This window comes from Mycetocola manganoxydans, from assembly GCF_003667545.1.
Taxonomy (GTDB): Bacteria; Actinomycetota; Actinomycetes; order Actinomycetales; family Microbacteriaceae; genus Mycetocola_A; species Mycetocola_A manganoxydans.
Genome location: NZ_RCUV01000001.1, coordinates 63,177 through 86,034 on the forward strand (window position 1 = coordinate 63,177; position 22,858 = coordinate 86,034).

Annotated in this window: 25 protein-coding genes and 1 tRNA gene; 13 read left to right on the top strand and 13 right to left on the bottom strand. The window is 66.1% G+C overall.

The genetic code is table 11. The annotated features are described in order from the left end of the window. Positions 1–138: 138 nt before the first annotated feature. Both D9V29_RS00300 and D9V29_RS00305 read right to left on the bottom strand, forming a co-directional pair. Entirely contained in the window at positions 139–951 is an 813-nt protein-coding gene (locus tag D9V29_RS00300) for an LmeA family phospholipid-binding protein (RefSeq protein ID WP_183084859.1), read from the bottom strand. A gap of 1 nt (position 952) precedes the next feature. Next, positions 953–2,620: an arginine--tRNA ligase gene (locus tag D9V29_RS00305; RefSeq protein WP_121671331.1), complete on the bottom strand. Its 1,668-nt coding sequence runs from the start codon at positions 2,618–2,620 to the stop codon at positions 953–955. Between the two features lie 105 nt (positions 2,621–2,725). Here D9V29_RS00305 and D9V29_RS00310 point away from each other — a divergent pair, with 105 nt between their 5' ends. Continuing rightward, the gene (locus D9V29_RS00310; RefSeq protein ID WP_121671332.1) at positions 2,726–3,340 is read left to right on the top strand and encodes a DUF3558 domain-containing protein; all 615 of its coding nucleotides are present in this window, start codon (positions 2,726–2,728) and stop codon (positions 3,338–3,340) included. A gap of 1 nt (position 3,341) precedes the next feature. Here the strand turns inward: D9V29_RS00310 and D9V29_RS00315 are convergent, their stop codons facing one another. Further along, positions 3,342–4,136, bottom strand: coding sequence for a transglutaminase-like domain-containing protein (locus D9V29_RS00315; protein ID WP_121671333.1), 795 nt, complete (start codon positions 4,134–4,136; stop codon positions 3,342–3,344). Positions 4,137–4,236: 100 nt separating this feature from the next. Between D9V29_RS00315 and D9V29_RS00320 the strand changes: the two genes are divergently transcribed. The 3 genes from D9V29_RS00320 to D9V29_RS00330 all read left to right on the top strand — a co-directional run bounded on the left by D9V29_RS00320 (position 4,237) and on the right by D9V29_RS00330 (position 5,956). Further along, a tRNA-Arg gene (locus D9V29_RS00320) sits at positions 4,237–4,309 on the top strand. A gap of 44 nt (positions 4,310–4,353) precedes the next feature. Further along, positions 4,354–4,779, top strand: coding sequence for an LLM class flavin-dependent oxidoreductase (locus D9V29_RS00325; RefSeq protein ID WP_121671334.1), 426 nt, complete (start codon positions 4,354–4,356; stop codon positions 4,777–4,779). A 118-nt stretch (positions 4,780–4,897) separates the two neighbouring features. Then, complete coding sequence (locus D9V29_RS00330; protein ID WP_121671335.1) at positions 4,898–5,956, top strand: DUF4037 domain-containing protein; 1,059 nt, start codon at positions 4,898–4,900, stop codon at positions 5,954–5,956. On the opposite strand, the gene D9V29_RS00335 is transcribed toward D9V29_RS00330, so the two are convergent. Beyond that, positions 5,943–6,779, bottom strand: a complete 837-nt coding sequence (locus tag D9V29_RS00335) for a DUF3097 domain-containing protein (protein ID WP_220699902.1) — start codon at positions 6,777–6,779, stop codon at positions 5,943–5,945. The genes D9V29_RS00330 and D9V29_RS00335 overlap by 14 nt on opposite strands. A 248-nt stretch (positions 6,780–7,027) precedes the next feature. Here D9V29_RS00335 and D9V29_RS00340 point away from each other — a divergent pair, with 248 nt between their 5' ends. Together D9V29_RS00340 and D9V29_RS00345 are read left to right on the top strand one after the other, a co-directional pair. Beyond that, positions 7,028–9,073 carry a TPM domain-containing protein gene (locus tag D9V29_RS00340; RefSeq protein ID WP_121671337.1) on the top strand — a complete coding sequence of 682 codons (2,046 nt, stop codon included), beginning with the start codon at positions 7,028–7,030 and terminating at the stop codon, positions 9,071–9,073. 40 nt (positions 9,074–9,113) lie between these two features. Beyond that, the gene (locus tag D9V29_RS00345; RefSeq protein WP_121671338.1) at positions 9,114–9,902 is read left to right on the top strand and encodes a PspA/IM30 family protein; all 789 of its coding nucleotides are present in this window, start codon (positions 9,114–9,116) and stop codon (positions 9,900–9,902) included. 75 nt (positions 9,903–9,977) lie between these two features. On the opposite strand, the gene D9V29_RS00350 is transcribed toward D9V29_RS00345, so the two are convergent. Further along, positions 9,978–10,730 carry a gamma-glutamyl-gamma-aminobutyrate hydrolase family protein gene (locus D9V29_RS00350; protein WP_121671339.1) on the bottom strand — a complete coding sequence of 251 codons (753 nt, stop codon included), beginning with the start codon at positions 10,728–10,730 and terminating at the stop codon, positions 9,978–9,980. A 141-nt stretch (positions 10,731–10,871) separates the two neighbouring features. Between D9V29_RS00350 and D9V29_RS00355 the strand changes: the two genes are divergently transcribed. The 3 genes from D9V29_RS00355 to D9V29_RS00365 all read left to right on the top strand — a co-directional run bounded on the left by D9V29_RS00355 (position 10,872) and on the right by D9V29_RS00365 (position 13,186). Beyond that, positions 10,872–11,687: an arginase family protein gene (locus D9V29_RS00355; protein WP_121671340.1), complete on the top strand. Its 816-nt coding sequence runs from the start codon at positions 10,872–10,874 to the stop codon at positions 11,685–11,687. Between the two features lie 72 nt (positions 11,688–11,759). Beyond that, positions 11,760–12,149: a Fe-S oxidoreductase gene (locus D9V29_RS00360; protein WP_121671341.1), complete on the top strand. Its 390-nt coding sequence runs from the start codon at positions 11,760–11,762 to the stop codon at positions 12,147–12,149. After that, positions 12,146–13,186 (top strand): LLM class flavin-dependent oxidoreductase, encoded by a 1,041-nt coding sequence (locus D9V29_RS00365; protein WP_229790406.1) that lies wholly within the window; start codon positions 12,146–12,148, stop codon positions 13,184–13,186. The genes D9V29_RS00360 and D9V29_RS00365 overlap by 4 nt, the downstream gene beginning before the upstream one ends. Position 13,187: 1 nt before the next feature. Here the strand turns inward: D9V29_RS00365 and D9V29_RS00370 are convergent, their stop codons facing one another. Continuing rightward, on the bottom strand, positions 13,188–14,015 hold the full coding sequence (locus D9V29_RS00370; RefSeq protein WP_121671343.1) for an aldo/keto reductase: 828 nt from the start codon (positions 14,013–14,015) through the stop codon (positions 13,188–13,190). 103 nt (positions 14,016–14,118) lie between these two features. On the opposite strand from D9V29_RS00370, the gene D9V29_RS00375 reads away from it, so the two are divergent. Further along, positions 14,119–15,702, top strand: coding sequence for an HNH endonuclease signature motif containing protein (locus D9V29_RS00375; RefSeq protein ID WP_183084860.1), 1,584 nt, complete (start codon positions 14,119–14,121; stop codon positions 15,700–15,702). Here D9V29_RS00375 and D9V29_RS00385 read toward each other — a convergent pair. From D9V29_RS00385 to D9V29_RS00395, 3 genes are all read right to left on the bottom strand, one after another. Beyond that, positions 15,686–16,159, bottom strand: a complete 474-nt coding sequence (locus D9V29_RS00385) for an SIP domain-containing protein (protein ID WP_121671344.1) — start codon at positions 16,157–16,159, stop codon at positions 15,686–15,688. The genes D9V29_RS00375 and D9V29_RS00385 overlap by 17 nt on opposite strands. Before the next feature lie 73 nt (positions 16,160–16,232). Beyond that, on the bottom strand, positions 16,233–16,694 hold the full coding sequence (locus D9V29_RS00390; protein WP_121671345.1) for a carboxymuconolactone decarboxylase family protein: 462 nt from the start codon (positions 16,692–16,694) through the stop codon (positions 16,233–16,235). Positions 16,695–16,728: 34 nt separating this feature from the next. Then, positions 16,729–18,162, bottom strand: a complete 1,434-nt coding sequence (locus D9V29_RS00395; RefSeq protein WP_121671346.1) for an amidase — start codon at positions 18,160–18,162, stop codon at positions 16,729–16,731. Between the two features lie 80 nt (positions 18,163–18,242). Between D9V29_RS00395 and D9V29_RS00400 the strand changes: the two genes are divergently transcribed. The 3 genes from D9V29_RS00400 to D9V29_RS00410 all read left to right on the top strand — a co-directional run bounded on the left by D9V29_RS00400 (position 18,243) and on the right by D9V29_RS00410 (position 20,349). Beyond that, positions 18,243–18,629: a GntR family transcriptional regulator gene (locus tag D9V29_RS00400; protein ID WP_220699903.1), complete on the top strand. Its 387-nt coding sequence runs from the start codon at positions 18,243–18,245 to the stop codon at positions 18,627–18,629. Then, positions 18,626–19,546, top strand: a complete 921-nt coding sequence (locus D9V29_RS00405; RefSeq protein WP_121671347.1) for an ABC transporter ATP-binding protein — start codon at positions 18,626–18,628, stop codon at positions 19,544–19,546. Before D9V29_RS00400 ends, D9V29_RS00405 begins: the two co-directional genes overlap by 4 nt. A 77-nt stretch (positions 19,547–19,623) precedes the next feature. Beyond that, a complete protein-coding gene (locus tag D9V29_RS00410) occupies positions 19,624–20,349 on the top strand; it encodes a hypothetical protein (protein WP_121671514.1) in 726 nt (241 codons plus the stop codon). Between the two features lie 51 nt (positions 20,350–20,400). On the opposite strand, the gene D9V29_RS00415 is transcribed toward D9V29_RS00410, so the two are convergent. The 4 genes from D9V29_RS00415 to D9V29_RS00430 are packed head-to-tail and all read right to left on the bottom strand — an operon-like array spanning position 20,401 to position 22,852. Continuing rightward, complete coding sequence (locus tag D9V29_RS00415) at positions 20,401–20,772, bottom strand: hypothetical protein (RefSeq protein ID WP_121671348.1); 372 nt, start codon at positions 20,770–20,772, stop codon at positions 20,401–20,403. A 32-nt stretch (positions 20,773–20,804) separates the two neighbouring features. Continuing rightward, the gene (locus tag D9V29_RS00420) at positions 20,805–21,383 is read right to left on the bottom strand and encodes a GNAT family N-acetyltransferase (RefSeq protein WP_121671349.1); all 579 of its coding nucleotides are present in this window, start codon (positions 21,381–21,383) and stop codon (positions 20,805–20,807) included. Between the two features lie 36 nt (positions 21,384–21,419). Further along, a complete protein-coding gene (locus D9V29_RS00425; RefSeq protein ID WP_121671350.1) occupies positions 21,420–22,130 on the bottom strand; it encodes a uracil-DNA glycosylase in 711 nt (236 codons plus the stop codon). Next, on the bottom strand, positions 22,127–22,852 hold the full coding sequence (locus tag D9V29_RS00430) for a Type 1 glutamine amidotransferase-like domain-containing protein (RefSeq protein WP_121671351.1): 726 nt from the start codon (positions 22,850–22,852) through the stop codon (positions 22,127–22,129). Before D9V29_RS00430 ends, D9V29_RS00425 begins: the two co-directional genes overlap by 4 nt. Positions 22,853–22,858 lie beyond the last annotated feature (6 nt).

Genomic DNA, 22,858 nt, shown 5'->3' on the forward strand with positions numbered 1-22,858 from the left:
CAGGAACCAATCGTGCGGAGTGGACGTACCGCGCGGGTGAGCGGTGGAGACAGGTCGATTCTATCGAGAGATCGGCCGTGCCCATGAAATTGTGGCATTGAGCGTATGCGGCTCGGAGAATCCGGCCGGGCTCCGGCGTCAGGCCGGGCACTCCCCCGTCGTCCTGAGCGCCTGACCCGAGAGGACGAAGTTCGACGCCGAAAGGTCGAGGGTCGCCAGGCCGTTCCGCACCTCGATCCCCGAAATCGTGACCCCTTCGGGCAGCTTCTCGGCGACGCAGATGCGGATCGGTTCTGAGCCGACGATCTGTTCCACGAGGCCTGAGAGGTCGAGGTCGCCGATCACGGTCGTCACCTCGGCGCTCTCCGGTGTCAGCAGGACTTCGGTTCCGTCTGGGACGAGGGATGCCGTCACCCGGTAACCGACCGGAATCCCAAAGAAGGTCGTCGAGTCTTCGTAGCCCACCGTGTCATCGTTGAGCGTCAACTCGGGGTCGTTTCCCGGCAAGGTGAGCAGCTCGTTGAGGGCGGGCTGGTCGAGGCTCGCCGTTGCGGCGATGTCGTCGATCGCGCTCTTGAGGTCGAGGGGAACCCCGGATGCCGCCACGCGCACGTTCTCGACCGGGATGTCGTCGAACCTGGCGTCAGCCGACGTCAGGGTGACGGTGTCCATCCGGCCGCTGAGCAGTTGCAGCAGCACCCAGTCGCCCGCGATGTCGACATCGACGGTTCCCTCGACGTTCGAGGGCAGACTCGCTTCGGCGGCCGCCGCGACGGAATCCTCGGCGATGCCCCGCGTGACGGTCTCGGCGAGGAAGGCTCCACCGACGACGACGATCGCCGCGACGACGAGGATGACGAGTGCCGTGAGGAACCGCCTGCCCGCCGGCTTTCTGGCAGGACGGTTGCCCGCGGCAGCTCCGCGCTGCAGTTCCTCCCAGCCGTCGGTCACGTCACATCCGTTCTGGAGCAGAAACGCCGAGCAGGTCGAGGCCGTTCCGGAGAACCTGACCGGTGGCATCGTTGAGCCACAGCCGTGAACGGTGGACGTCGCCGATGGGCTCGTCACCGAGGGGAATCACCCGGCAGTTGTCGTACCAGCGGTGGTACAGGCCTGCGACCTCTTCCAGGTAGCGCGCGACGCGGTGGGGCTCGCGCAATTGTGCTGCCTGCGCCACGATCCGCGGGAACTCCTGCAGTGCGCCGAGGAGTGCCGCTTCGGTCTCGTGGTCGAGCAGCTCCGGGGCGAACGCGCTGCGGTCGACACCCGCGACCGCGGCGTTCCGGCCGACCGAGTGGGTCCGGGCGTGGGCGTACTGCACGTAGAACACTGGGTTGTCGTTGCTGCGCTTGCGGAGCTGTTCCGGGTCGAGGGTGAGGGGCGAGTCGGCCGGGTAGCGCCCGAGCGAGTAGCGCAGCGCATCGGTGCCGATCCACGCCTGCAGATCGTCGAGCTCGATGATGTTGCCTGCCCGCTTGGACAGCTTCGCGCCGTTGATGCTGACCAGCTGGCCGATGAGGACCTCGATGTCGACGTTGGGGTCGTCACCTGCCGCACCGGCGAGCGCCTTCAGGCGGTGGACGTACCCGTGGTGGTCGGCGCCGAGCAGGTAGATCTTGTGCGCGAAGCCGCGATCCGATTTCGACAGGTAATAGGCGGCATCCGCGGCGAAGTAGGTGTAGATGCTGTTGCCGCGACGGATGACGCGGTCCTTGTCATCACCGAATTCGGTGGTGCGAACCCAGACGGCGTCGTCGGCGTCGAAGACGTGACCCTGTTCGCGCAGGCGTTCGACGGCCTCATCGATGGCGCTCTTGCCGGTCTCCGCGTTCTTCGCGTGAAGTTCCCGCTCGGAGAACCACACGTCGAAGTGCACGTTGAAACTCGAGAGCGACTTCTCGATCTCGGCGAGCTGCAGGCGGTAGGCGATCTCCCGGGCGATCGGCAGCGCCTCGTCGTCCGGCAGGTCGGCGACCCCTGGCTCGGTCTCGAGCACCTGGCGGCCGAGCTCACCGATGTATGCGCCCGGGTAGCCGCCCTCGGGCGTCGGCTCACCCTTGATGGCGGCGAGGATCGACGCTCCGAAGGTATCCATCTGGCTGCCTGCGTCGTTGATGTAGTACTCGCTGGCGATGGTCGCCCCGGATGCGCGAAGCACGCGGGCGATCGAGTCACCGAGCGCGGCCCACCGGGTGTGCCCGATGTGCAATGGGCCGGTCGGGTTGGCCGAAACGAATTCGATGTTGATCGATTGCCCTGCGAGAGAGTCGTTGTGACCGTAAGCGGGCCCGGCGTCGACGATCGTCTTCGCGAGCGCACCGGACGCTGCAGCGTCGAGGCGCACGTTGAGGAACCCGGGTCCGGCGACCTCCGCCGTCGCAACGCCGGGAACGGCGGCGAGGCCGGTGGCCAGCTCGGCCGCGATGTCGCGCGGGTTCGCACCGATCTTCTTCGCGATGCGCATCGCGACGTTCGAGGCCCAGTCGCCGTGGTCACGGTTGCGTGGCCGCTCGAGAACGACGTCTTCGCGGCGGATCTCGGCTCCTGCTCCCGGTCGTCGGTCCTCGGCGAGCGGTACGACGAGTTCGAACAGGGCGGAGGCAAGATCGTCAGGGGTCACTCAGCAATTCTATCCGCTCGGGCATATCGGCCCGACGCGACCACATGCGCTGCAGGTACTGCGGCAGTTGTTAGTGTCGGAGGCATCCCCCAGAGAGAGTTGGATATGGCTTCCACGTTCGCGCCGTCGCGCCCCCTCGCCGTTCTTGCCGCTGCTGCGCTCGGCGTTGTCCTGTTCTCCGGCTGCACTCCAGCCGACGAGCCACAGCCATCGAACGAGCCCAGTGCGTCGGCGAGCGCAACACCTGAGCCCAGCGTGACCCCCAGCGTGGAACCGAGCGAAGCTGCCGTCATGAGCCAGCCCCTCGACATCACGTGTGACGAGCTGATCACCCTCGACGACATGTACGCGTTCAACCCGAACGTCAGCGCCGTTGCCGACGCCGCCCCGAAGAAGGACAGCAAGGCCGGAGTGATCGCCGGAATGAACGGCCTCACCTGCCAGTGGATCAACAACTCCAGCAGCGAGACGATCGACATCGCGGTCGCGAAGCTCACTGACAACCAGCTCACCGCGCTCAAGAACCTCGCGGTCACCGAGAGCAAGCAGGTGCCGACCTACGGGACCCCTCCCGTCGAAGGCTACTTCCAGGTGATCGGGCAGGAGGGCGAGGCCCAGGTCTTCAGCGGCTCGTACTGGGTCACCTTGCGGGCGATCTCGTTCTTCGAACCCGGTGATGCCGAGCAGCTCGCCGAAGCGGCGATCGAGCACCTCTCCTAGGTCAGGGCAGAAGCACCGGAACCCGCTGGTCGTCACTCGGCAGCATTTGAGCAACGGCGCCCACCTCGACCCGGTCGAGAGTGAGCTGGGTGTGGTGGCTCGTGAGGAAGGCGATGTCAGATCCGTCGCGACCGGTCGCGATGCGGACGAGCGATTGTCTCGGTGCCAGCCGCGTGGCATCCACGATGCGCCAGTGGCCGTCGATCCAGGCTTCGGCGAGGACGTGGAAATCCATCGGCTTGAGGCCGGGAGCGTAAGCCGACACGATGCGCGCAGGAACGTCGCACGCCCGAAGCAGGGCAACGACGACGTGGGCGTAGTCGCGGCAGACCCCCCTTTGTGACGCGAGCGTTGTTGCCGCGCTGTCACCGGCGTTACTCGCTCCGGGAACGTAGCTGAGGGTCTCGAACACGAACGCGGAGACCGCGTCGAGAAGCGCCTGGCCGCGCAGAGCGCCGAACCTGCTGCGGGCGACGCCGTACAGCTTGTCTGATTCGGCGAACCGGCTGGGCCGGAGGTAGAGCAGGTGGTCGAGAGCGCTCGCCGGCTCTACCGGACGCTGGCCGGCGACAACCGCGTGATAGTGCACCGAGACCGGCCCGGTGTAGCCGCTCAGGCGATGCAGCCGGGAACCGTGCCGGTCGGTGAGCTCGACGGGTGTGGTCTCCGTCCCGCCCACCAGCACCGACAGCGTCTCGGAGAGGATGGGCGTCCCGGCCGCGACGGCGATCGAGAGAACAACATCGCCAGGCCCGTCCAGACGGAACTCGAGGTGGGCAGAAACGGTGCGATGCATTTGTCCATCCTCACACGGGGATGCCGGTGCGCTCGCCGCGGTTTGGCCCAGCCGGTGCGGGCGAATGTGCCCGCTGAATTCTGATAGTTTTGTTTCGCACGCCTTCGTAGCTCAGGGGATAGAGCGTCGGTTTCCGGTACCGCAGGTCGCAGGTTCGAATCCTGCCGAGGGCACATTTTTTTACTCGAACGTCGCACGTCGGACGTAGAGTTCCGGCATGAAGTACGGACTCCATCTCCCCAACTTCGGCGCTTTCGGTGACGCCCGCGTGCTCGCGGGTCTCGCCCGTGACGCTGAACGCTCCGGCTGGGACGGCTTCTTCCTCTGGGATCACCTCCTGTTCTGCGATCTCGATCAGAACGACCACGTCGACCCGTGGGTGGCGTTGACCGCTGTCGCCGCAGCGACCGACAGCATCCTTCTCGGCCCTCTCGTCACCCCGCTCCCCCGGCGCCGCCCGTGGGAACTCGCCCGCCAGACCGTCTCCCTGCAGAACTACTCAGGCGGACGGCTGGTGCTCGGGGTGGGAATCGGCGCGCCGACCGATGAGGCCACCCGGGGCGGATGCTCGATGAGGGACTCGAGATCCTCACCGGGTGAACGGGGACCGTCCGTTCGGCGTCGTGGTCGGCGGGGTCTCTGATCCGACGGCCGACGAGCATCCGTCGAGCGCATTCGATCCCCTCGCCACCTGGTGGCTCAAGAAAAACGGAGCACGGTAGACCCCTCGAGGTAGCGCGCCCGCGGGCGATCCTGGGACCATGGCCACCATGAGCCTGTCAGGAACGGATCTGTCTCGCGACTACTTCACCGAGGTCGTGCGCCCCCTGGTCGACGAACGCTGGCCGGGGTTGCCGCTCGCCGCCGGCCGATTCGGTTCCGGGTCGGACGTACTCGGCCTCGACGACGCGCTGTCCCGCGACCACGACTGGGGGCTCCGGCTGACCATCCTCGTCGAACAGGATGTCGTCGAACCGATCCGGGTCTGGCTCGCGCAGCAGCTGCCACCGGAGTATCGCGGGCACCCGACCCGGTTCGCCACCACGTGGCATCCGGTTCCGACCGTGCAGGTCGAGGTGTCGACGGCGGACGAGTTCGTTTCCTCGAGGACCGGGGTCGGCCCTGAGCCGCTGGGAATCACGGACTGGCTGTCGCTGACCGGACAATCGGTTCTCGAGGTCACCGCCGGCGGAGTGTTCGCCGACGATGCGGGCGCATTCGCCGCGATCCGGAACCGGTTCGACTGGTACCCGGACGACGTGTGGCGCTACGTCCTCGCCGCCGAGTGGGCGCGCATCGGGCAGGAGTTCCCGTTCGTCGGGCGGGCTGCATCGCGGGGTGACGAGGTCGGATCCGGGCTGATCGCGGGGCGGATCGCAGTCGCGGCGATGCGACTGGGGTTTTTGCTCGAGCGGCGCTGGCCGCCGTATTCGAAGTGGCTCGGCACGATGTTCGCCGACCTCCCCATCGCTGCCGACGTGGCGCCAGCGCTGACCGCTGCGCTCGGTGCCAACCGATGGGAAAATCGTGAGGCGGGACTCGCGACGGCCGTAACAGCGCTGAACGAAGGGCAGCGACACGTGGGCCTTCCGAGCGTCGCGGCCGCTATCGAGCCGTTCTGGGATCGTCCGTTCCTCGGGATCGGGGCTGTGCCCGAGACTCTGCTGGAGTCGATCACGGATGAACGCGTGCGTGAGCTGCCGGCCGGCATCGGCTCGATCGAACAGGTGTCCGACAGTGTCAGCGTGCTGGTTTCCCCCGAACGTCGCCGCACGGTGATGGCGGCGCTTCTCGCGGGAGGAGGCTCTACGGGGCGGTGACGAAATCGATGAGTTCCTCGACGCGGCCGAGGAACGCCGGTTCGAGGTCGGAGTAGTTCCGCACCCGTCGGAGGATCGCCTGCCACGCCCTGGCGATATCGGCCTGGTTCTCGTTCGGAAGACCGAGGGCCGCGCATATGCCCTTCTTCCACTCGATCGACCGTGGGATCTCCGGCCATTCCGTGAGACCGACCCGCGCAGGCTTCACCGATTGCCACACGTCGACGTAGGGGTGGCCGACGACGAGAACGTTCCCCGCGTGCGGGCCGCGCATGACGGCATCTGCGATTCGGGTCTCTTTCGAGCCGGGTACGAGGTGATCGACGAGCACACCGACCTTGCGCTTCGGTGTCGGCGCGAAGTCGGCGATGATCGAGGTGAGGTCGTCGATGCCGCCGAGGTACTCGACGACGACGCCCTCGACCCGCAGGTCGTCACCCCAGACCTTCTCGACGAGTTCGGCGTCGTGACGACCCTCGACATAGATGCGGCTGGGCAGGGCGACGCGGGCACGCGAGTCGGCGACGGCAAACGATCCGGATGCCGTGCGCGTCGGGCCTTGGGTCTTCTTCTTCGGGGGAACGAGGATCACGGGCTTGCCCTCGAGGAGGAATCCGGCGCCGAGCGGGAACACGCGGCGTTTGCCGTGGCGGTCCTCGAGCTGGACGGTCTTGCCTTCGATACCGGTGACCGCGCCGCACCAGCCGCTCATCACCTCTTCGACGACGAGGTCCATCACCGCTTCGTGTTCGGCGGGAGGAGGGGTCTTGCTTCTTCGCCAATCGGTGGCGAGAACGTCGCTGGGGTACGGATCGTAGCTCACTCGGAACACGCTAGCCGCCGCTCCCCGCGGCGAACGGATGCCACGCTGCCGCCTGGTCAACAGGCGGGTCCGGCTGCACGAGCCGACCTGCCGCCACCGTGAACTCGCGTCGTCGATGCCTGCGGTTCGATAACACAGCCGGATGCCGTCAAGCGAGCCCCGGGGGCGAAACTCCGGTGTCTGGACTCCCCCAGTCGGGCGACCCTAGACTCGCAGGAGTTACTCCACCGACAATCGAAGGCGGTTCCATGCGGGCACGCTCACTCTGGGTTCTTGCAGCGCTGACAGCCGGCCTCGTCCTGGGAACGCCAGCGGCGGCGATCGCGGCAGAGCCCGTGGATCTTCCGTCCGGCCGGGTGCTCGACGAGTCCGGTGTGCTGAGCGGCACAGACGAGGAAGCCATCGAGTCAGCGGTCGAGTCCCTCAACAGCGAGACGGGCGCCGACCTCTGGGTTGTCTACGTCGACACCTTCGAGAACCCGACGGATGCCGCAGAGTGGACGAACACGACGGCCGAGGCAAACGGGCTCGGTCCGGCGCAGTATCTGCTCGCCGTCGCCACCGAGCAGCGGAGCTACTATCTCTCCGGTGCCACCGATGGCCCGGTCAGCGACGACCAGATCGGCGAGATCGAGCAGCGACTGGTGCAGCCGCGACTGAGCGACGGCGACTGGGGCGGCGCCGGTGTCGCAGCGGCGAACGGACTGCAGAGCGCCATCTCGGGCGACGATGTCTCCGCTGCCCCAGGCGGAAGCGGCTTCCCCGGGGGTGGGCTGATCATCGCCGGCATCGCGGTGCTCGCCATCATCGTGCTCGTCGTCCTGATGAGACGCCGCTCCACGAAAAAGCACGAGGTGAATCCCCGTGCCGGTGAACCGGCCGAACTCGCGGCCGTCTCGACGGAGGATCTGCAGCGCCAGGCCGGAAGCGCCCTCGTCGACACCGACGACGCCGTGAAGACCAGCCAGGAAGAACTGGGCTTCGCCGTCGCCCAGTACGGAGAAGAGACGGTTGCGTCGTTCCGTGCGGCTATCGCCACCGCGTCCGAGAACCTGTCGCGCGCCTTCACGATCCGGCAGAAACTCTCCGATGCCGAACCCGATACCGAACAGCAGATCCGGGCCTGGAACGCAGACATCATCCGCCTGTGCATCGACGCGAACGCAGCCCTCGACCGGGAGGCCGCGGCGTTCGATGAGCTTCGGCAGCTCGAGAACAACGCTCCCGCTGCCGTTGCCGGTCTCCGGGCCGAGCACGCCCAGGTCAGCGCCCGCCTGTCCGCGGCTGCCGGCACGCTCGAAACCCTGGGCACTCGCTTCGACTCGGCCGCGCTCAGCACGGTCGCCGACAATGTGGAGCAAGCGGGTGAACGGCTGACCTTCGCGTCCACAACGCTCGACGCCGCCGACGAAGACATCGCGGCGAATCAGCTCAGCGAGGCTGCCGTCGACATCCGGGCGGCCGAGGAATCGATCGACCAGGCGGGGATCCTTCTGGACGCCATCGACAAACTGGGCTCTGATCTCGATGCCGCAGACGGCTCGATCGCCGATGTGCTCGCCGACCTGCGAAGTGACCTCCAGCTCGCCCGGTCGCAGCCCGATCCTGACGGCTCGCTCGTCAATGTCATCTCTGCGACCGAAGGCGCTATCGCCGACGTCGAGCAGCGCCGGTCCGGCGTCCACAATCCGCTCAACCTGCTGCAGCGCCTCGAAGCCGCAAACACCGCGATCGACGGCATTCTCCAGCGGGTGCGCGACGCACAGGCACAGTTCCAGCGCGCCCAGTCCCAACTCGGACACGCCATCTCCTCCGCGAGCGCGCAGGTCTCCGCCGCCGAGGATTACATCGTTGCCCGCAGAGGGGCCGTCGGACCCGACGCGCGAACGAGACTGGCCGAAGCGGGACGCAACCTCGTGCAGGCGCAGCAGGCAGCAGCATCCGACCCCGTCTCTGCCCTCGCATACGCCCAGACCTCGCACCAGCTCGCCCGGGCCGCGATCGACTCGGCCCAGTCTGACGTCTCCGGGTTCGGGATGTCCGGTGGCTACGGCGGGATGCTCGGTGGCGGCCAGCAGCAATCGGGGAACGGCATGATGGGTGCCATTCTCGGCGGGATCATCATCAATTCGGTTCTCGGCGGAGGCGGCCGCTCAAGCGGTGGCTTCGGTGGCGGTTTCGGAGGCGGTGGCTTCGGCGGCGGCTTCGGAGGCGGCGGCCGGTCGAGTGGCCGGAGTGCAGGAAGTTTCGGCGGGGGCGGCACCCGCTCACGCCGGGGTGGTGGGCGTTTCTGACGCCCATCGGACATATCAATACCGATCGGAAGGAAGAATCATGACCAAACAGTCGATCTTCGGGCGCATCGCGCAACTGGCGAAGGCGAACATCAACGCGCTCATCGACCAGGCGGAAGACCCGCAGCTCATGCTCGACCAGATGGTGCGCGACTACACCAACAGCATCGCCGACGCGGAGAGCGCCATCGCAGAGACCATCGGCAACCTGCGTCTGCTCGAAGAGGACCACGCCGAAGACGTGCGTGCAGCGAGCGACTGGGGCAACAAGGCCCTCGCCGCGAGCCGTAAGGCCGACGAGTACCGTTCGGCGGGCAATGCCGGCGACGCCGACAAGTTCGACAACCTCGCGAAGGTCGCCCTGCAGCGCCAGATCACCTCGGAGAACGAGGCGAAGATGGCCGAGCCGCAGATCGCGTCGCAGACCCAGGTCGTCGACCAGCTGAAGAACGGCCTCAACGGCATGAAGCAAAAGCTTGAACAGCTCAAGTCGAAGCGCAGCGAACTCGTCGCGCGGTCGAAGACCGCCGAGGCGCAGAAGAAGGTGGCCGACGCCGTCAAGAGCATCGACATCATGGACCCGACCAGCGAGGTCAGCCGTTTCGAGGACAAAATCCGTCGTGAAGAAGCGAAGGTCCGCGGTCAGCAGGAGCTCGCCGCATCCAGCCTTGACGCGCAGTTCGAGTCGCTCGAGGACATCGGAGAACTGACCGAGGTCGAAGCCCGGCTCGCCGCTATGAAGTCGGGCGGCTCGGCCGCTGTCTCCGGCTCGCAGTCCCAGCCCGCGGTCGAGGCGACCCAGACCGCGCCGTACACGCCGAACCAGTAGTTCGCACCGGCGAATTGCCCGGACCCCGGGACGGATGCTCCGGCATCCGTCCCGGGGTCCGTCGCGTTCGTTGGGTCAGGCGATTTCGAGCAGGGCGTCGGTCTGCACGGCGAGGCCGTCGAGGAGAACACGGAGCTGGCCGGCAGGCGCGAGCAGAGCCTCCGGGTGCCACTGCACGCCGGTGATCGGAAGATCGCGGTGTTCGATCGCTTCGATGTGGCCGTCATGTGCCCAGCCGACGGCCTGAAGACCGAGGCCGAGGCGGTCGACGACCTGGTGGTGAGCACTCTGGACGACGATGTGGTCGCTCCCGAAACGGTCACGGAGAGTGCTCGACACCGCCAGCCGCACCGGGTGCTCGACGAGGGCGTATTCGACGGGCAGGTCGACGTTGCGGTGACCCGCGTCGTCGACGTGCTGGAGAAGGGTTCCCCCGAGGGCGACGTTGATCACCTGGTGGCCCCGGCAGATGCCGAGGAGCGGGAGGCCGCGAGTCACGGCGAACCGGACAAGTTCGATCTGGGCAGCGTCAGCGACCTCGAAGTGCTCGCCTTCGCCCTCGTACCCGCGTTCGCCGTCGTAGAACCGTGGGTCGATGTCTTCGCCGCCCATGATGACGACGGCGTCGACATCGCGGGCGGCCTGCAGCAGGCCGTCGACGCCGATGTCCGCTGCGGAGACCTGGTTGACGTCCCAGCCCGAGTCGCGCGCCTCGGCAGCGGCCCGATCGATCATCGTGCGGACGTAAGCGTCGTAGGCGGGAGAGTTCTCGCGTTGCTCGGTCACCTCGACCATGACGAGGCGGCGCCCGGTGCTGTTCTCGATCATCCGGGCTCCTCCCCGCTCGCGTGGCAACCCCTCCATTCTGCCTTGCCGGCGCGCCTTGTGCCACGACAGCGAAACGCGACGCAACACAGCGGATTTGTGCGGAGTTCGCTCCGCGCCGTCGAAACCTTGGATACTAAGGGGATGGCGACTTTCGTGGTTGTGCCCGCGTGGCAGGGTTCCGGTTCATCCCGCGCGATGCGGCTCATCGACGGAGCAGAGGCCATCCGGGGAGACCTTCCCTCCACGGCGACGACCGTCGTCGATGTCCCGCCCGAGGCCGGGGACTCCCTCGACAGCGGCGTCAACCGCCTGTCGTCACTGCGCATCATCCGGGAACGTCAGGACGCCGTGCTCCGTGCCGCGACCGGCCCGGTGATCACCGTCGGAGGCGGATGCTCGGTCGAGCTCGCCGCCATCAACGCCGTGCTCTCGGCGAACGACGACACGTGCGTGCTCTGGTTCGACGCCCACCCAGACCTCAACACCCCCGAGAGCTCGCCATCGGGATCCTTCGACGGCATGGTCCTGCGTGCCCTCCTCGGCGGCGTTCAGGAACTCGCCCCAAAAACTCCGCTCTCTCCCGAGCGCGTGATCATGATCGGTGCCCGCGACGTCGACCAGGGCGAACAGGACTGCCTCGACGACACCGGTATGCGGATGCTGTCGGTCGAGGACGCGACGCCAGACGCCGTGATCGAGGCGGTCGCGGCATCCGGTGCATCAAAGGTGTACGTTCACGTCGACCTCGACGTGCTCGACCCCGCCGACATCGCCGGCACGGACTGGGCCGAACCGTTCGGGCTCCCCGCCGCGACCCTCGTGGAACTGATCGGCGCCGTGAAGGGGAAGTTCGGGTTCTCCGGAGGCGGAATCACCGGGTTCGCCCCGGCGAGTTCCGCGCACGCCGTCGACGACCTCGGTACCATCCTGAGAATCCTCGGCGCTCTCGCCCGCTGACTGTGCGCGACGCGCGCGGGATCGATAGCCTCAGAGGATGAGTGTTCCCGTAGAGAAGTCTCGGCAGAAACGATGAAGCGGGTTCTCTTCGACTCCCCCGTCAGTCGCCTCGGTTACCTGTACGCCAACCTCGTCGGTCTCATCTGGGGTGCGATCTGGTCGACCGGCCCCGTCGAGCGCCGCAACGGTCTGTGGGTGTTCACCGGCATGCCGAACTGGACGTTCGGCCGCGGCGGATCCTGCGTCGGCGGCTGCTACCTCACCCGCACGAACGTGTCGGACGACGTCCTCGAGCACGAGGCCGTCCACAAACGCCAATGGCAACGCTATGGGATGGTTTTCCCGCTCCTGTACCTCGCGGCGGGCACGAACCCGCTCGAGAACCGGTTCGAAATCGAAGCCGGACTGGAGAAGGGCGGCTACCTTCCCCGCCGACGCAAGCGCCTTCCGCGATCGGTATGACCATGGAGCTCGGTGTCTACACGTTCGGTGATATTCCCAGCGATCCGTCCACAGGGATGCCGGGAACGGCCGGGGCGCAACTGGCGAACACGATGGAATGGATCCGGCTCGCGGATGATTCCGGGCTGGACTGGTTCGGCATCGGAGAACACCACCGACCGGAATACTCGATCACCTCACCGGCGATCATCCTCGCGGCAGCCGCGACCGCAACGAAGCGGATCCGCCTGTCGAGCGCGGTCACCGTGCTGTCGACCGAGGACCCGGTGCGCGTGTTCCAGCAGTTCGCGACGATCGACCTTCTCTCCAACGGCAGGGTCGAGCTCGCCGCCGGCCGCGGCTCTTTCATCGAATCGTTCCCGCTGTTCGGTGCGAACCTCGCCGACTACGACGAACTGTACGAAGAGAAACTCGCGCTTCTGCTCGAAATCAATGCCAACGAGCGCGTCACGTGGAGAGGCAAGTTCCGTCCGCCCCTCGACGATGCGTTGATCCTGCCCCGGCCGCTGACGGGAAAGCTCGACATCTGGATCGCGACAGGAGGAAATCCTGAGTCGTCGATGCGCGCCGGGTACCTCGGGCTCCCGGTCAACTATGCAATCATCGGTGGCTATCCGGAGCAGTTCGCGCCGCTCGCCGCGCTGTACCGCGAGTCCGGGCGAAAAGCGGGCCACGCGGCATCCGACCTGCGTGTCGCGGTGTCTGGCCCCGGTTTCATCGCCCCCACGAGCCAGGAAGCGAAGGACACGTTCTTTCCGTACTGGAAGCGGTCGATGGCGAAGATCGCCGCCGAACGCGGGTTCACCGCCCCCAGCAGGCTGGGCTACGACAGCCAGACCGCGAAACGCGGGGCGATCTTCGCCGGCAGCCCGAACGAAGTGGCGGACAAGATCCTCACGCTCCATTCCCACCTCGGCCACGACCGGCAGGCGTTGCAGATGGACTGGTCGGGGATGCCGCACGACCTGGTAATGCGATCGATCGAGCTGCTCGCGACCGAGGTGCTCCCGCAGGTTCGCGCCGAGCTCGAAGGCTAGTTCAGTCGAGGTCGTCCGGGTCCCTGCCCGTCCGTTCGCCCGACTCGAGGGTGGCGATACCGGTGATGTCGTCGTCATCGAGCTCGAACCCCAGGACGTCGATGTTCTCGGCGATGCGCGAGGGCGTGACCGACTTTGGGATCACGACGTTGCCGAGCTGGAGGTGCCAGCGAAGAACGACCTGCGCGGCGCTGACCCCGTGCTTCTGGGCGATCATGTCGAGAGTCGGGTTGTCGAGGATGCCGCCGCGGGCGAGCGGCGACCATGCTTCGGTGATGATTCCGTGGGCCTCGTGGAACGCCCGGGACTCGGACTGCGGCAGCCACGGGTGTAGTTCGATCTGGTTCACGGCCGGCACGATGCTGGTTTCGTCGAACAGTCGCTCGAGGTGGTGAGGGTGGAAGTTGCTCACACCGATGGAACGGGTGCGGCCCTCCTCCTTCAGCCGCTCGAGCGCCCGCCAGGTGTCGACGTAGCGGTTTTGCGTCGGAGCGGGCCAGTGGATCAGGTACAGGTCGAGCACGTCGACCCCGAGGAGTTCCATGCTCGTGTCGAATGCACGCAGGGTGCTGTCGAAACCATGGTCCGAGTTCCAGACCTTCGTCGTCAGGTAGAGCTCATCGCGGTCGATTCCACTCCGCCGGATGCCCTCGCCGACACCTTTCTCGTTGGCGTAGAGGGTCGCTGTGTCGATATGGCGGTACCCGGCGTCGATCGCTGTCGTGACCACATCCGCCACCGATTTCTCCGGCACTTTGTACACCCCGAGACCCAGCTGCGGAATGGTCGTGCCGTCGTTCAAGGAAAGAGAGGGAATGCCGGATGCCATGGGTCCAAGTATGGCTGGTCGGTGTGCATTTCTCGCGGTGAAGTTATCCACAGATGTATCGAACATACTTTCGCATGTCAGCGGATTTCGATACACTGAGGGCATGGCGAAGATGTCAGAACTGGTCCGAGATGTCGCACTCAGCGTGTGCGACCGACTGGCCGAGTTCGAGGGCAGGGTGCCTGTGGCCTCGCTCGCTTCGGCTCCACCGGTTCCTCTCACCCAGGTCATCGATGCGGCAAGCAATGATGAGCTGCAGGAGTTGCTGAGAGAAGCCGCCCGGGCACGCTCCGAGTTCGACGCAATCCTCGCGGCCGGTGCAGGAGTGGTCGCAAAGAGGTCAGAGCGCGCGCTCGGGTACTCGGGACTGGCGCAGTCGACCGGCGACCGGACGGCAGTTCACCTGATTCAACGCCTGACCGGGTCCACCCGCACCGAGGCGTTCCGGCAGGTGAAGCTCGGCGGGGCGATGGGCGAGGCGGATGCCGCGGCGACCGCGGTGTTCCCCCCAGTGCCCGCCGGGGCGGATGGGTTGCTGGGACCGGCGTCGGGCGCTACGTCTCCGGAACTGGAGCCGAGTGCCGTCGCCGTCCGGCCGGCGCCCGAGGTGCCGTGGCATGAGCCGCTGACCCGCGCCGCGCGGGCAGGTATTCTTCGCACCGAAGCGGTGACGATCATCATGCGCGGACTCGGTGAACCGACGGAGCGCGTGAGCTCCGAGACGCTGCGCACGGCGGCCGAACAGATCGTGGCCGATGCGGCCGGCGTTCACGCTGACGAGCTCGGGCGCCGGGCGCGGCACCTTCGTGATGAGATCGACCCGCTCGGAGTACGGGAACGCTGGGATCAGCGCTACGCGAATCGCAGCTGGCGGTTCAGCCGCACCCCCGAGGGCGCCAGAACCGCATGGGTCCAGTTCGACGAAGAGTCAGCCGCGTGGGTTGACGCCATCGTCGGCGCAGCCATGCGCCCCCGCCGCGGAGGGCCCCGGTTCGTCGACGCCGAAGAGGCCGAACGGGCAGACAAGCTGCGTACCGATACCCGCAGCAACGATCAGATCGTGTTCGATCTCATGCTGGATCTGCTCAAGGCCGGATCTGAGGCCGACAGAACCCTCGCATTCGGATCCCGCCAACCCGGCGTTCGAGTGGTGATCACGCGCGAGAACCTCCCCGCAGCTGAATCAGACGCCGGCGGATCCACAACAGGGAGCGCGACGACCGACGACGGACGCGGCACGACAACGGGAATCGGATACTTCGAGGAAACCGGAGAGGCGGTCCCCGGTGAATTCATCGACCGCCAGCGGTGCATCAGTGGAATCGTCCCGGTCACCCTCGATCAAGCGGGAAGCCCGCTCGACGTCGGCCGCGAAGAGCGACTCTTCACGACGAAGCAGCGCATCGCGCTCGCCATCCGTGACGGTGGGTGCCGAATGCCGGGCTGCGACCGGCCACCTTCGTACACCGAGGCACATCACATCAATGAGTGGGCGGCGGATGGCGGCAGAACGGATATCGCCGACGGCATCCTCCTGTGCCGGCACTGCCATATGCTCATCCACAACAACGGGTGGAGGATTTCCCGCACCGGCGCCCGGTACTTCGCCGTCCCACCTCCGGCGGTCGATCGCGAGCGGAGGCCTATCCCACTCCCGAGCAAGTCGCCGCTCAGCGCGAGGTGCTGAGGCGGTACGCGGGTGGAGTCTCGATGACGGCGTCCGCGACACCGAGATCGGCGGTCAGGTACTCGTGAGACGCCGCGACACCGCGGTAGTTTCCACCCAGCCAGACGTGAACCTCTTCGGGGTGATCGCAGAGCATCTCGCCCGCCCAGGCACGGACAGCACGAGACACGGCCTCGCCCTTCGAGCAGGACCTGCCAGAGCCGGGGGCACCGGACCGGTGCGACCGGGAGAGCCAGGTCACGGTCATCCGCGGTGGAACGTGAAGAGTACCGATATCACTCTCAGAAGCGACTTCGACGAAGACCCGACCCGTCGCACACAGCGGAAGAGTCGTGAGCATCGCCTCGAGTTCCGGGAGCGCGGATTCATCAGCGGCAACGAGGAACTGCACGCGCTGCTTGTGGTTCGCTTCGTTGGCTCGATGACCGGTGTGGTCGGTGCGGGTCTGAACGGTCATATCCCTCTCAGTATAGGCAAGCCTTACCTGACTTCGCCAGACGAAAGCCGATCTGCGCAGCCTGCTCCCAGAGTTACTCCGGGTCGACGAGATACCGGCTCGTCACCGCGACGCGGTTGAAGGTGTTGATCGAAATGATCATCCAGGAGAGCGTGGCGAACTCTTCTTCATCGAACACGTCGCGGGATGCCTCGTACACCTCGTCTGAGACGTTTCCCTGCGACACCAGCGTGATTGCCTCGGTCAGCGCGAGAGCCGCGCGCTCCCTCTCGCTGTACAGTCCGGCATCCCGCCACGCCGAGAGCATCGTCATCCGCTCCGCTGTCTCGCCGAGCTCGAGGGACCTTTTCGTGTGCACACGCAGGCAATAGGCGCAGCCATTGATCTGCGACGCCCGCATCTGCACGAGCTCGCAGAGCAGCGGTTCCATACCGGCGGCGCGGGCGAGTTCGCCGACCTCTTTCGAGAACGCGGCCAGCTTCTCGTACGCAGAGGGACGGGTCTTCGAGAGGTGAACGCGAGCTGCAGTGGTCATGATCCCATTGTGGACCAAGACCCCCGCGGGGCCCTCAGCGGTTCGCGACGGCCGGAGTTCGCAAGTGCCAGCGGATGCGACGCTCCAACTGGCTGCCGAGGGCCAGGAGCGCTGACTCTCCGCCCGGACGACCGATGAGCTGGACACCCATCGGGAGCCCATCGACCGTCTCAGCGACGGGCAAGGTGAGCGCGGGCAGTCCCGCCACATTCACGAACGAGGTGAACGGCGAATACTGGCACTGCTGAACGAAGTTCCTGTCCGCGTCCTCGGTGTCCCACCAACCGACCGGCCGCGGCGTCAGTGCGAGCGTGGGCGTCAGCACCGCGTCGAAGCGCGAGAACTGGGCGATCACGCTGCGTTCGAAGGCGGTCAGGGCGGCGAGCGCCTCGACGACATCCCGTGCACCGAGCGCACGGCCGGAACGAACGAGGTGTTGCGTGACCGGTTCGAGCAGACCCAGCCGATCGTCCTCGACCGGGATCGAGGATGCCGAAATCCGCCACAGCTTACGGAAAGCATCGAGATATCCGCCATCATGCTCGAGGCGCACGTTCTCGATACCGTGGCCCATCGTGCCGAGGTGAGCGAGAGCGACACTGACGGCAGCGGATGCTTCGGCCGACACGGCGATCTCCATCCCGTCCTCGAACGGTGAGTTCCCCAGAACGCCGATCGAGTACCGGCCCTCGCCGCGAACAGCGGCGCCGAGCAGGTCACCGTCGTTGTCGTCCGGGGCACGGAGAGTGAAGTGGTGATCGATGCGCCCGTTTTTGCGTCCGATCATCGCATCCAGGAGAAGGGCGGCATCCGTCACCGACCGGGCGATGGGTCCCTTGACCGCGAGGCCGCCGGTCGATTCGATTCCTGACCCGGCGGGAACAAGCCCGCGGGAAGGTTTGATTCCGACGAGTCCGCACGCCGCAGCCGGAATCCGGATCGACCCTCCGCCGTCGCTGCCCGGGGCAAACGGCAGCAGCCTCGCCGACACCGCGGCGGCCGCTCCCCCGCTCGAACCACCCGCCCCGAGTGCGAGATCCCACGGGTTTCTGGCCGGCGGTGCGACGAGCGACTCCGTATACCCGTGCATCCCGAACTCGGGAGTATTTGTCTTGCCGAGACTGATCGCGCCGGCGCCGTCGAGCACCTCGACGATCTCGTCAGACCGGGGCGAAATGGTACCGGCGAAAGCTCTCGAGCCGAATCCCGTTGCGACACCACGTCGCATGTCGAGGTCCTTGTCGGCGATCGGGAGACCCCACAGCGCAGTCGTCCGTGGAACGGTGCGCTCAAGGTCATTCGCTCGCCTGGTGGCGGCGTCCGCTGTCACCGTGACGAAGGCGCCGAGCCCAGGGTCGATCCGTTCGATTCGTTCGAGGTAATGCGCCGTCAGCTCGGGGGGCGTGACTTCGCCCCGCTGCAGGGCAAGCCATTGGTCGAGTGCGCTCAGTTCATGGAGTTCGGTCACCCATCGAGCCTATTCGGGGAAATTAAATGCCGCGCCTCTTGACACCGCAACCGAAAGAGTGTTGGTTAGTTACTGAAGTAATGAACCAGACAACCGGAGGTGCCGTGATCGACGAAGGCAAGCCGATCTTCCTGCAGATCGCGGAACAGATCGAGAACGACATCATCGCGGGCTCGATCGCCGAAGAGAGCCAGGTGCCGTCGACCAATGAGTTCGCGGCGTTCTACCGAATCAATCCAGCAACCGCAGGCAAGGGAGTGAATCGCCTTGTCGACGACGGAATCCTGTACAAGAAGAGAGGAATCGGCATGTTTGTGGCCGAGGGCGCCCGCGCCCGACTCGTTGACGCTCGCAGAACCCGGTTCCGCGACGAATTCATCCGCCCGCTCATCGCCGAGGCGGCAAAACTCGGGATCGATCCCGACCAGCTCACAGAAATGATCTCCACGGAAGGTGTTTCAGCATGACCTCCTCCTCCCCCTCCTCGACGGCATCGAGCGCGGTCGTCAGCGTTCACGGACTGACCAAACGGTTCGGTAAAGTCACCGCGGTCGACAACGCCAGCTTCGAGATCCAGCCGAACACCATCACCGGGCTGCTCGGCAGGAATGGCGCCGGCAAGACGACGATCATGCAGGTGCTGACCGGCCAGGACTTCGCCACCTCCGGGGATGTGCGGGTCTTCGGTGAACATCCCACCGAGAATGCCCGCGTGCTCAGCCGGATCTCCTTCATCAAGGAGAGCCAGCGCTACCCGGACGATTTCCAGCCCAAGCACGTGTTCCAGAGCGCTCCGTGGTTCTTCGAGAACTGGGATGCCGACTTCGCTGCCCAACTGGTCGAGGAGTTCCGGCTCCCGGTGAACCGGCGAATCAAGAAACTCTCGCGCGGGCAGCTTTCGGCCGTCGGCGTCATCGTCGGGCTCGCTTCACGCGCTCCACTGACGTTCTTCGACGAACCGTACCTCGGACTCGATGCCGTCGCCCGTCAGTTGTTCTACGACCGCCTGCTCGCCGACTTCGCCGAACACCCCAGAACCGTCGTGCTCTCGACCCACCTGATCGACGAGGTCTCACAGCTGCTCGAGCATGTGCTCGTGATCGACCAGGGCACGTTGATCATCGACGAACCAGCCGAGACCCTGCGCGGGTCGGCAACAACGGTGGTCGGCACCCGTACAGCCGTCGACGCGTTCGTCGCGGGACGCGACGTACTCCACCGTGACGGCATCGGAGGGCTCGCCTCCGTCACCGTCGGAAGGCTCGACGCCGACGAACGTCGCGAGGCCGCTCAGGCCGGCCTCGAGCTCTCCCCCGTTTCGCTGCAACAACTCATCGTGAGAAAGACCAATCTCACCGAGAAGGAATTCGAGACCCAGTCATGACCATCCCCTCGACGACAAGTTCCCAGACCCCGACGACCTCCGGTCCAGTTCCGGCTTCGGCGGGGAACCCCCACCCGATGAATCGCATCTGGAACGCCGCGCGGCTCAACTTCATCAACAAGTGGACCGTGTACTGGATCCCGCTGATGATCCTCGGCTTCATCTGGCTGATCAACATGGCCATCTGGTGGATCATCGACGCCAATGTGTCTGGTTCGGACCGCCAGGACGCGTTCCAGGGCACCCAGTGGAGCGGCGCCTCGTTCTACGTCTTCGTCTATCTGCTCGTCATCGGCGTGCAGTCGATGAACATGACGTTCGCGTACGCCCTTGGACTCAGCCTCACGCGCCGGGAGTTCTACCTGGGCTCCTCCCTCGCTTTCGGCGTGCTGTCCGTCGCGTACGGCGGCGTCCTCACACTCCTGTCGTATGTCGAGGAGTGGACGAACGGGTGGGGCTTCGGCGGCCACATGTTCACTTCGGTCTACTTCGGCGCCGGCCCCGTGTGGCAGCGACTGTTCGTGTTCACCGCGGCGATGTTGTTCTTCGCATTCATCGGTGCCGTGAGCGGGTCGATCTTCATGCGCTGGCGCACCAACGGCCTCCTGATCGCCGGTGCGATCACGATGCTGCTGGTGCTCGGTGCCATCGCCCTGGTCACCTTCACCCAGAGCTGGCCGCTCGTCGGCGAATGGTTCGTCGCGTCAGGCCCGCACGGAGTCGTGGCGTGGACGCTCATTCCGACGGCACTCGCCGCGATCGCGGGCTACTTCATCCTGAGCCGAGCAACACCCAAGGGCTGAACGACCGCACGGATGACGAAAGGCCGGGGGTTACGCACCCCCGGCCCTTCGTCATGCCTCCAGTTCCGCGGCGAGTTCCGTCAGCAGGCGCCCGAAGACGTGGGCGGACTGTCTGACCGACGCGCGGGCGGCGAAGCCACCCAGAAAATGCAGCGGTCCGGCAACATTGAGAAGTTCGTGTTCGATCCGTGAACCGCCATCGACCGGAAGCACCCGGTATTCGCCGCGGTACCACCAGCCTCCCTGGACGACCAGGAGACGCTCGGCATCATCGGCGGTGAAGCGGGTGACGTCCGGGTCCGGCGGAGTCAGCCGTCGCTTGATGGCGGCGTAGACAGCGCCGGGTTCTGCGTGGATCTCGCCGGCATACGACCGGAGGACGGTGTGCCGGGAGGGACGATCGGACGGAGCGGATTTCGGCATGCCGACACGCTATCGCAGCCGACCGGCATCCGTTACTTGAGAGACTTCTGCAGCAGCACCGTTCCGAGCCACCGCTCGAACTTGAAACCGACCCGGCCCATCCGTCCGATCTCGGCGAAGCCGAACGACTCGTGAAGGGCGATCGACGCCTCGGCACCCTTGTCGCTGATCACCGCGAGAATCTCCTTGAGCCCTGCCGCTTTCGATCGCTCGATCAGTTCAGCGAGCATCACCCGGCCGAGTCCTTTACCTGTGGAAGCCGGACCGAGATAGATCGAATTCTCGACGGTGAACCTGTACGCCCGTTTCTCTTTCCACGGCGAGACGAGGGCGTAGCCGAGAATGACCTTATTGGGCGATTCGGCGACGATGAACGGCATGCCGAGCTTCTGCAGGTGCGCGAACTTCGATTTCCACTTCGCGAGCGACATGCGGTCTTCGTCGAAGGTCACAACGCTGTTCGCGACGTAGTAGTTGTAGATCTCGCGAATGTGCGGCAGGTCAGCCAGTTCCGCCTCACGGATGGTGTAGCTGAAGGGCGTTTCGGGTTCAGGCTTCTTACGCAGGTGCGGCGGCAGTGTGCGGCGCGGCTGATATTCCTCTTCAAGCACCGTTCAAGAGTAGATGACTCGCGTTTCGGGTGTGTTTCACCACAGCTTTTCGCTGTCGAGGCTCCAGTCCACCGGTGCTGCTCCCTGCTGCTCGAGCAGGGCGTTCGCCCGAGAGAACGGCCGGGACCCGAAAAAACCCCGCGACGCGGACAGCGGACTGGGATGAGCGCTTGCCACGACCGGCGTCGTGTCGAGGAGCGGGGTGAGCGCTTGCGCATCGCGACCCCACAGAATGGCGACGAGCGGAGCATCCCTTCCGACGAGCGTACGAATCGCAAGATCCGTCACGCTCTCCCATCCGATCCCCCGATGGGAGCCCGACTCCCCCGCGCGCACGGTCAGCACCCGATTGAGGAGAAGAACGCCCTTCCTCGTCCATGGGCTCAGATCACCGGATGCCGGTGACGGCGTGCCGAGGTCATCGGCGAGTTCCCGATAGATGTTCGCGAGACTCCGGGGCAGCGGCCGAACATGCGGTTCGACGGCGAATGCCATTCCGATCGAGTGGCCGGGGGTCGGGTACGGGTCCTGGCCGACGATGAGAACGCGAACGTCATCGAGCGGCGCCGTGAAGGCTCGGAGGATGTTCTCCTGCCTCGGCAACACGTCGATGCCCGCCTGCTCGTCTTCCTCAAGAAGCTGCCCGATGGCATCCAGCTGGGGCTGAGCCGGCGCGAGCGCAGCCGCCCATCCGGCGTCGATGCGACCGGATGCCGCGAGTGCGGCGAGGTCGAAGACGGAGGTCATCCCGCAGCAAGGGAGGAGACGCGCACACCTGCTTCGGCGGGGAGGACCTGCCAGACGGTTCCGGTTCCCACCGCACGAAGGGCACCTTCGCCGACGATGAACGCGGTGTTCTCGTCGATCGCGATCCCGCCTTCGACAAGGCCCGCTTCGGTCGCGGCGATGAGGCGGGAGAGGTTGCCCCACTGCACGGCGTGCACGTCGACGGAGATGTCGAGCAGGCCGATGCCGTTCTCGACGGTGACCTCGTCGATGTCCTCGGAACCTGCCTCAGGGCTCACCTCGACACCGCCGATACGCCAGCCACCGACCAGCGCGTGCTCGGAGGCAATGGATGCTCCGGCGGAGAACCCGAGATACGGCACGCCTGCGGCGACCTGCCTGCGGATCTCGCCGAAGACCGGCTGGAGCGCCGCAAGGTACGCCGGGGTCAGTCCCCCACCGACGAGGATGCCGTGCACGTCGGCGAGCGCCGCGTTCGTCGCCTCATCACCGTGACCGAGTGCCGTGATCACCGGTTCGAATCCACCGGCCATCCCCGCAGCTTCGACGAGCTTCGCCGCGTGTTCATCGCCGTCACCGTCGCGGACGACGAGGACCGCAACGCGCGGCGGCTCCTCGGCGCCCGCAGCGCTTGCGCGCTCTGTCACCTCAGAAAGGAATAGGGCGTAAACCGCCGTGTCGAAAGATTCGGACCAACCGCCGCCAACCAGGTGCACACTCATGCTCCG

What these genes read in the sequence shown, in the direction of transcription:
- D9V29_RS00310 (WP_121671332.1), top strand. Translation starts at nt 2,726, where the DNA reads ATGGCTTCCACGTTCGCGCCGTCGCGCCCCCTCGCCGTTCTTGCCGCT.
- D9V29_RS00315 (WP_121671333.1), bottom strand. Translation starts at nt 4,136, where the DNA reads ATGCATCGCACCGTTTCTGCCCACCTCGAGTTCCGTCTGGACGGGCCT.
- D9V29_RS00325 (WP_121671334.1), top strand. Translation starts at nt 4,354, where the DNA reads ATGAAGTACGGACTCCATCTCCCCAACTTCGGCGCTTTCGGTGACGCC.
- D9V29_RS00330 (WP_121671335.1), top strand. Translation starts at nt 4,898, where the DNA reads ATGGCCACCATGAGCCTGTCAGGAACGGATCTGTCTCGCGACTACTTC.
- D9V29_RS00340 (WP_121671337.1), top strand. Translation starts at nt 7,028, where the DNA reads ATGCGGGCACGCTCACTCTGGGTTCTTGCAGCGCTGACAGCCGGCCTC.
- D9V29_RS00345 (WP_121671338.1), top strand. Translation starts at nt 9,114, where the DNA reads ATGACCAAACAGTCGATCTTCGGGCGCATCGCGCAACTGGCGAAGGCG.
- D9V29_RS00350 (WP_121671339.1), bottom strand. Translation starts at nt 10,730, where the DNA reads ATGATCGAGAACAGCACCGGGCGCCGCCTCGTCATGGTCGAGGTGACC.
- D9V29_RS00355 (WP_121671340.1), top strand. Translation starts at nt 10,872, where the DNA reads ATGGCGACTTTCGTGGTTGTGCCCGCGTGGCAGGGTTCCGGTTCATCC.
- D9V29_RS00360 (WP_121671341.1), top strand. Translation starts at nt 11,760, where the DNA reads ATGAAGCGGGTTCTCTTCGACTCCCCCGTCAGTCGCCTCGGTTACCTG.
- D9V29_RS00365 (WP_229790406.1), top strand. Translation starts at nt 12,146, where the DNA reads ATGACCATGGAGCTCGGTGTCTACACGTTCGGTGATATTCCCAGCGAT.
- D9V29_RS00370 (WP_121671343.1), bottom strand. Translation starts at nt 14,015, where the DNA reads ATGGCATCCGGCATTCCCTCTCTTTCCTTGAACGACGGCACGACCATT.
- D9V29_RS00375 (WP_183084860.1), top strand. Translation starts at nt 14,119, where the DNA reads ATGGCGAAGATGTCAGAACTGGTCCGAGATGTCGCACTCAGCGTGTGC.
- D9V29_RS00385 (WP_121671344.1), bottom strand. Translation starts at nt 16,159, where the DNA reads ATGACCGTTCAGACCCGCACCGACCACACCGGTCATCGAGCCAACGAA.
- D9V29_RS00390 (WP_121671345.1), bottom strand. Translation starts at nt 16,694, where the DNA reads ATGACCACTGCAGCTCGCGTTCACCTCTCGAAGACCCGTCCCTCTGCG.
- D9V29_RS00400 (WP_220699903.1), top strand. Translation starts at nt 18,243, where the DNA reads ATGAACCAGACAACCGGAGGTGCCGTGATCGACGAAGGCAAGCCGATC.
- D9V29_RS00405 (WP_121671347.1), top strand. Translation starts at nt 18,626, where the DNA reads ATGACCTCCTCCTCCCCCTCCTCGACGGCATCGAGCGCGGTCGTCAGC.
- D9V29_RS00410 (WP_121671514.1), top strand. Translation starts at nt 19,624, where the DNA reads ATGAATCGCATCTGGAACGCCGCGCGGCTCAACTTCATCAACAAGTGG.
- D9V29_RS00415 (WP_121671348.1), bottom strand. Translation starts at nt 20,772, where the DNA reads ATGCCGAAATCCGCTCCGTCCGATCGTCCCTCCCGGCACACCGTCCTC.
- D9V29_RS00425 (WP_121671350.1), bottom strand. Translation starts at nt 22,130, where the DNA reads ATGACCTCCGTCTTCGACCTCGCCGCACTCGCGGCATCCGGTCGCATC.
- D9V29_RS00430 (WP_121671351.1), bottom strand. Translation starts at nt 22,852, where the DNA reads ATGAGTGTGCACCTGGTTGGCGGCGGTTGGTCCGAATCTTTCGACACG.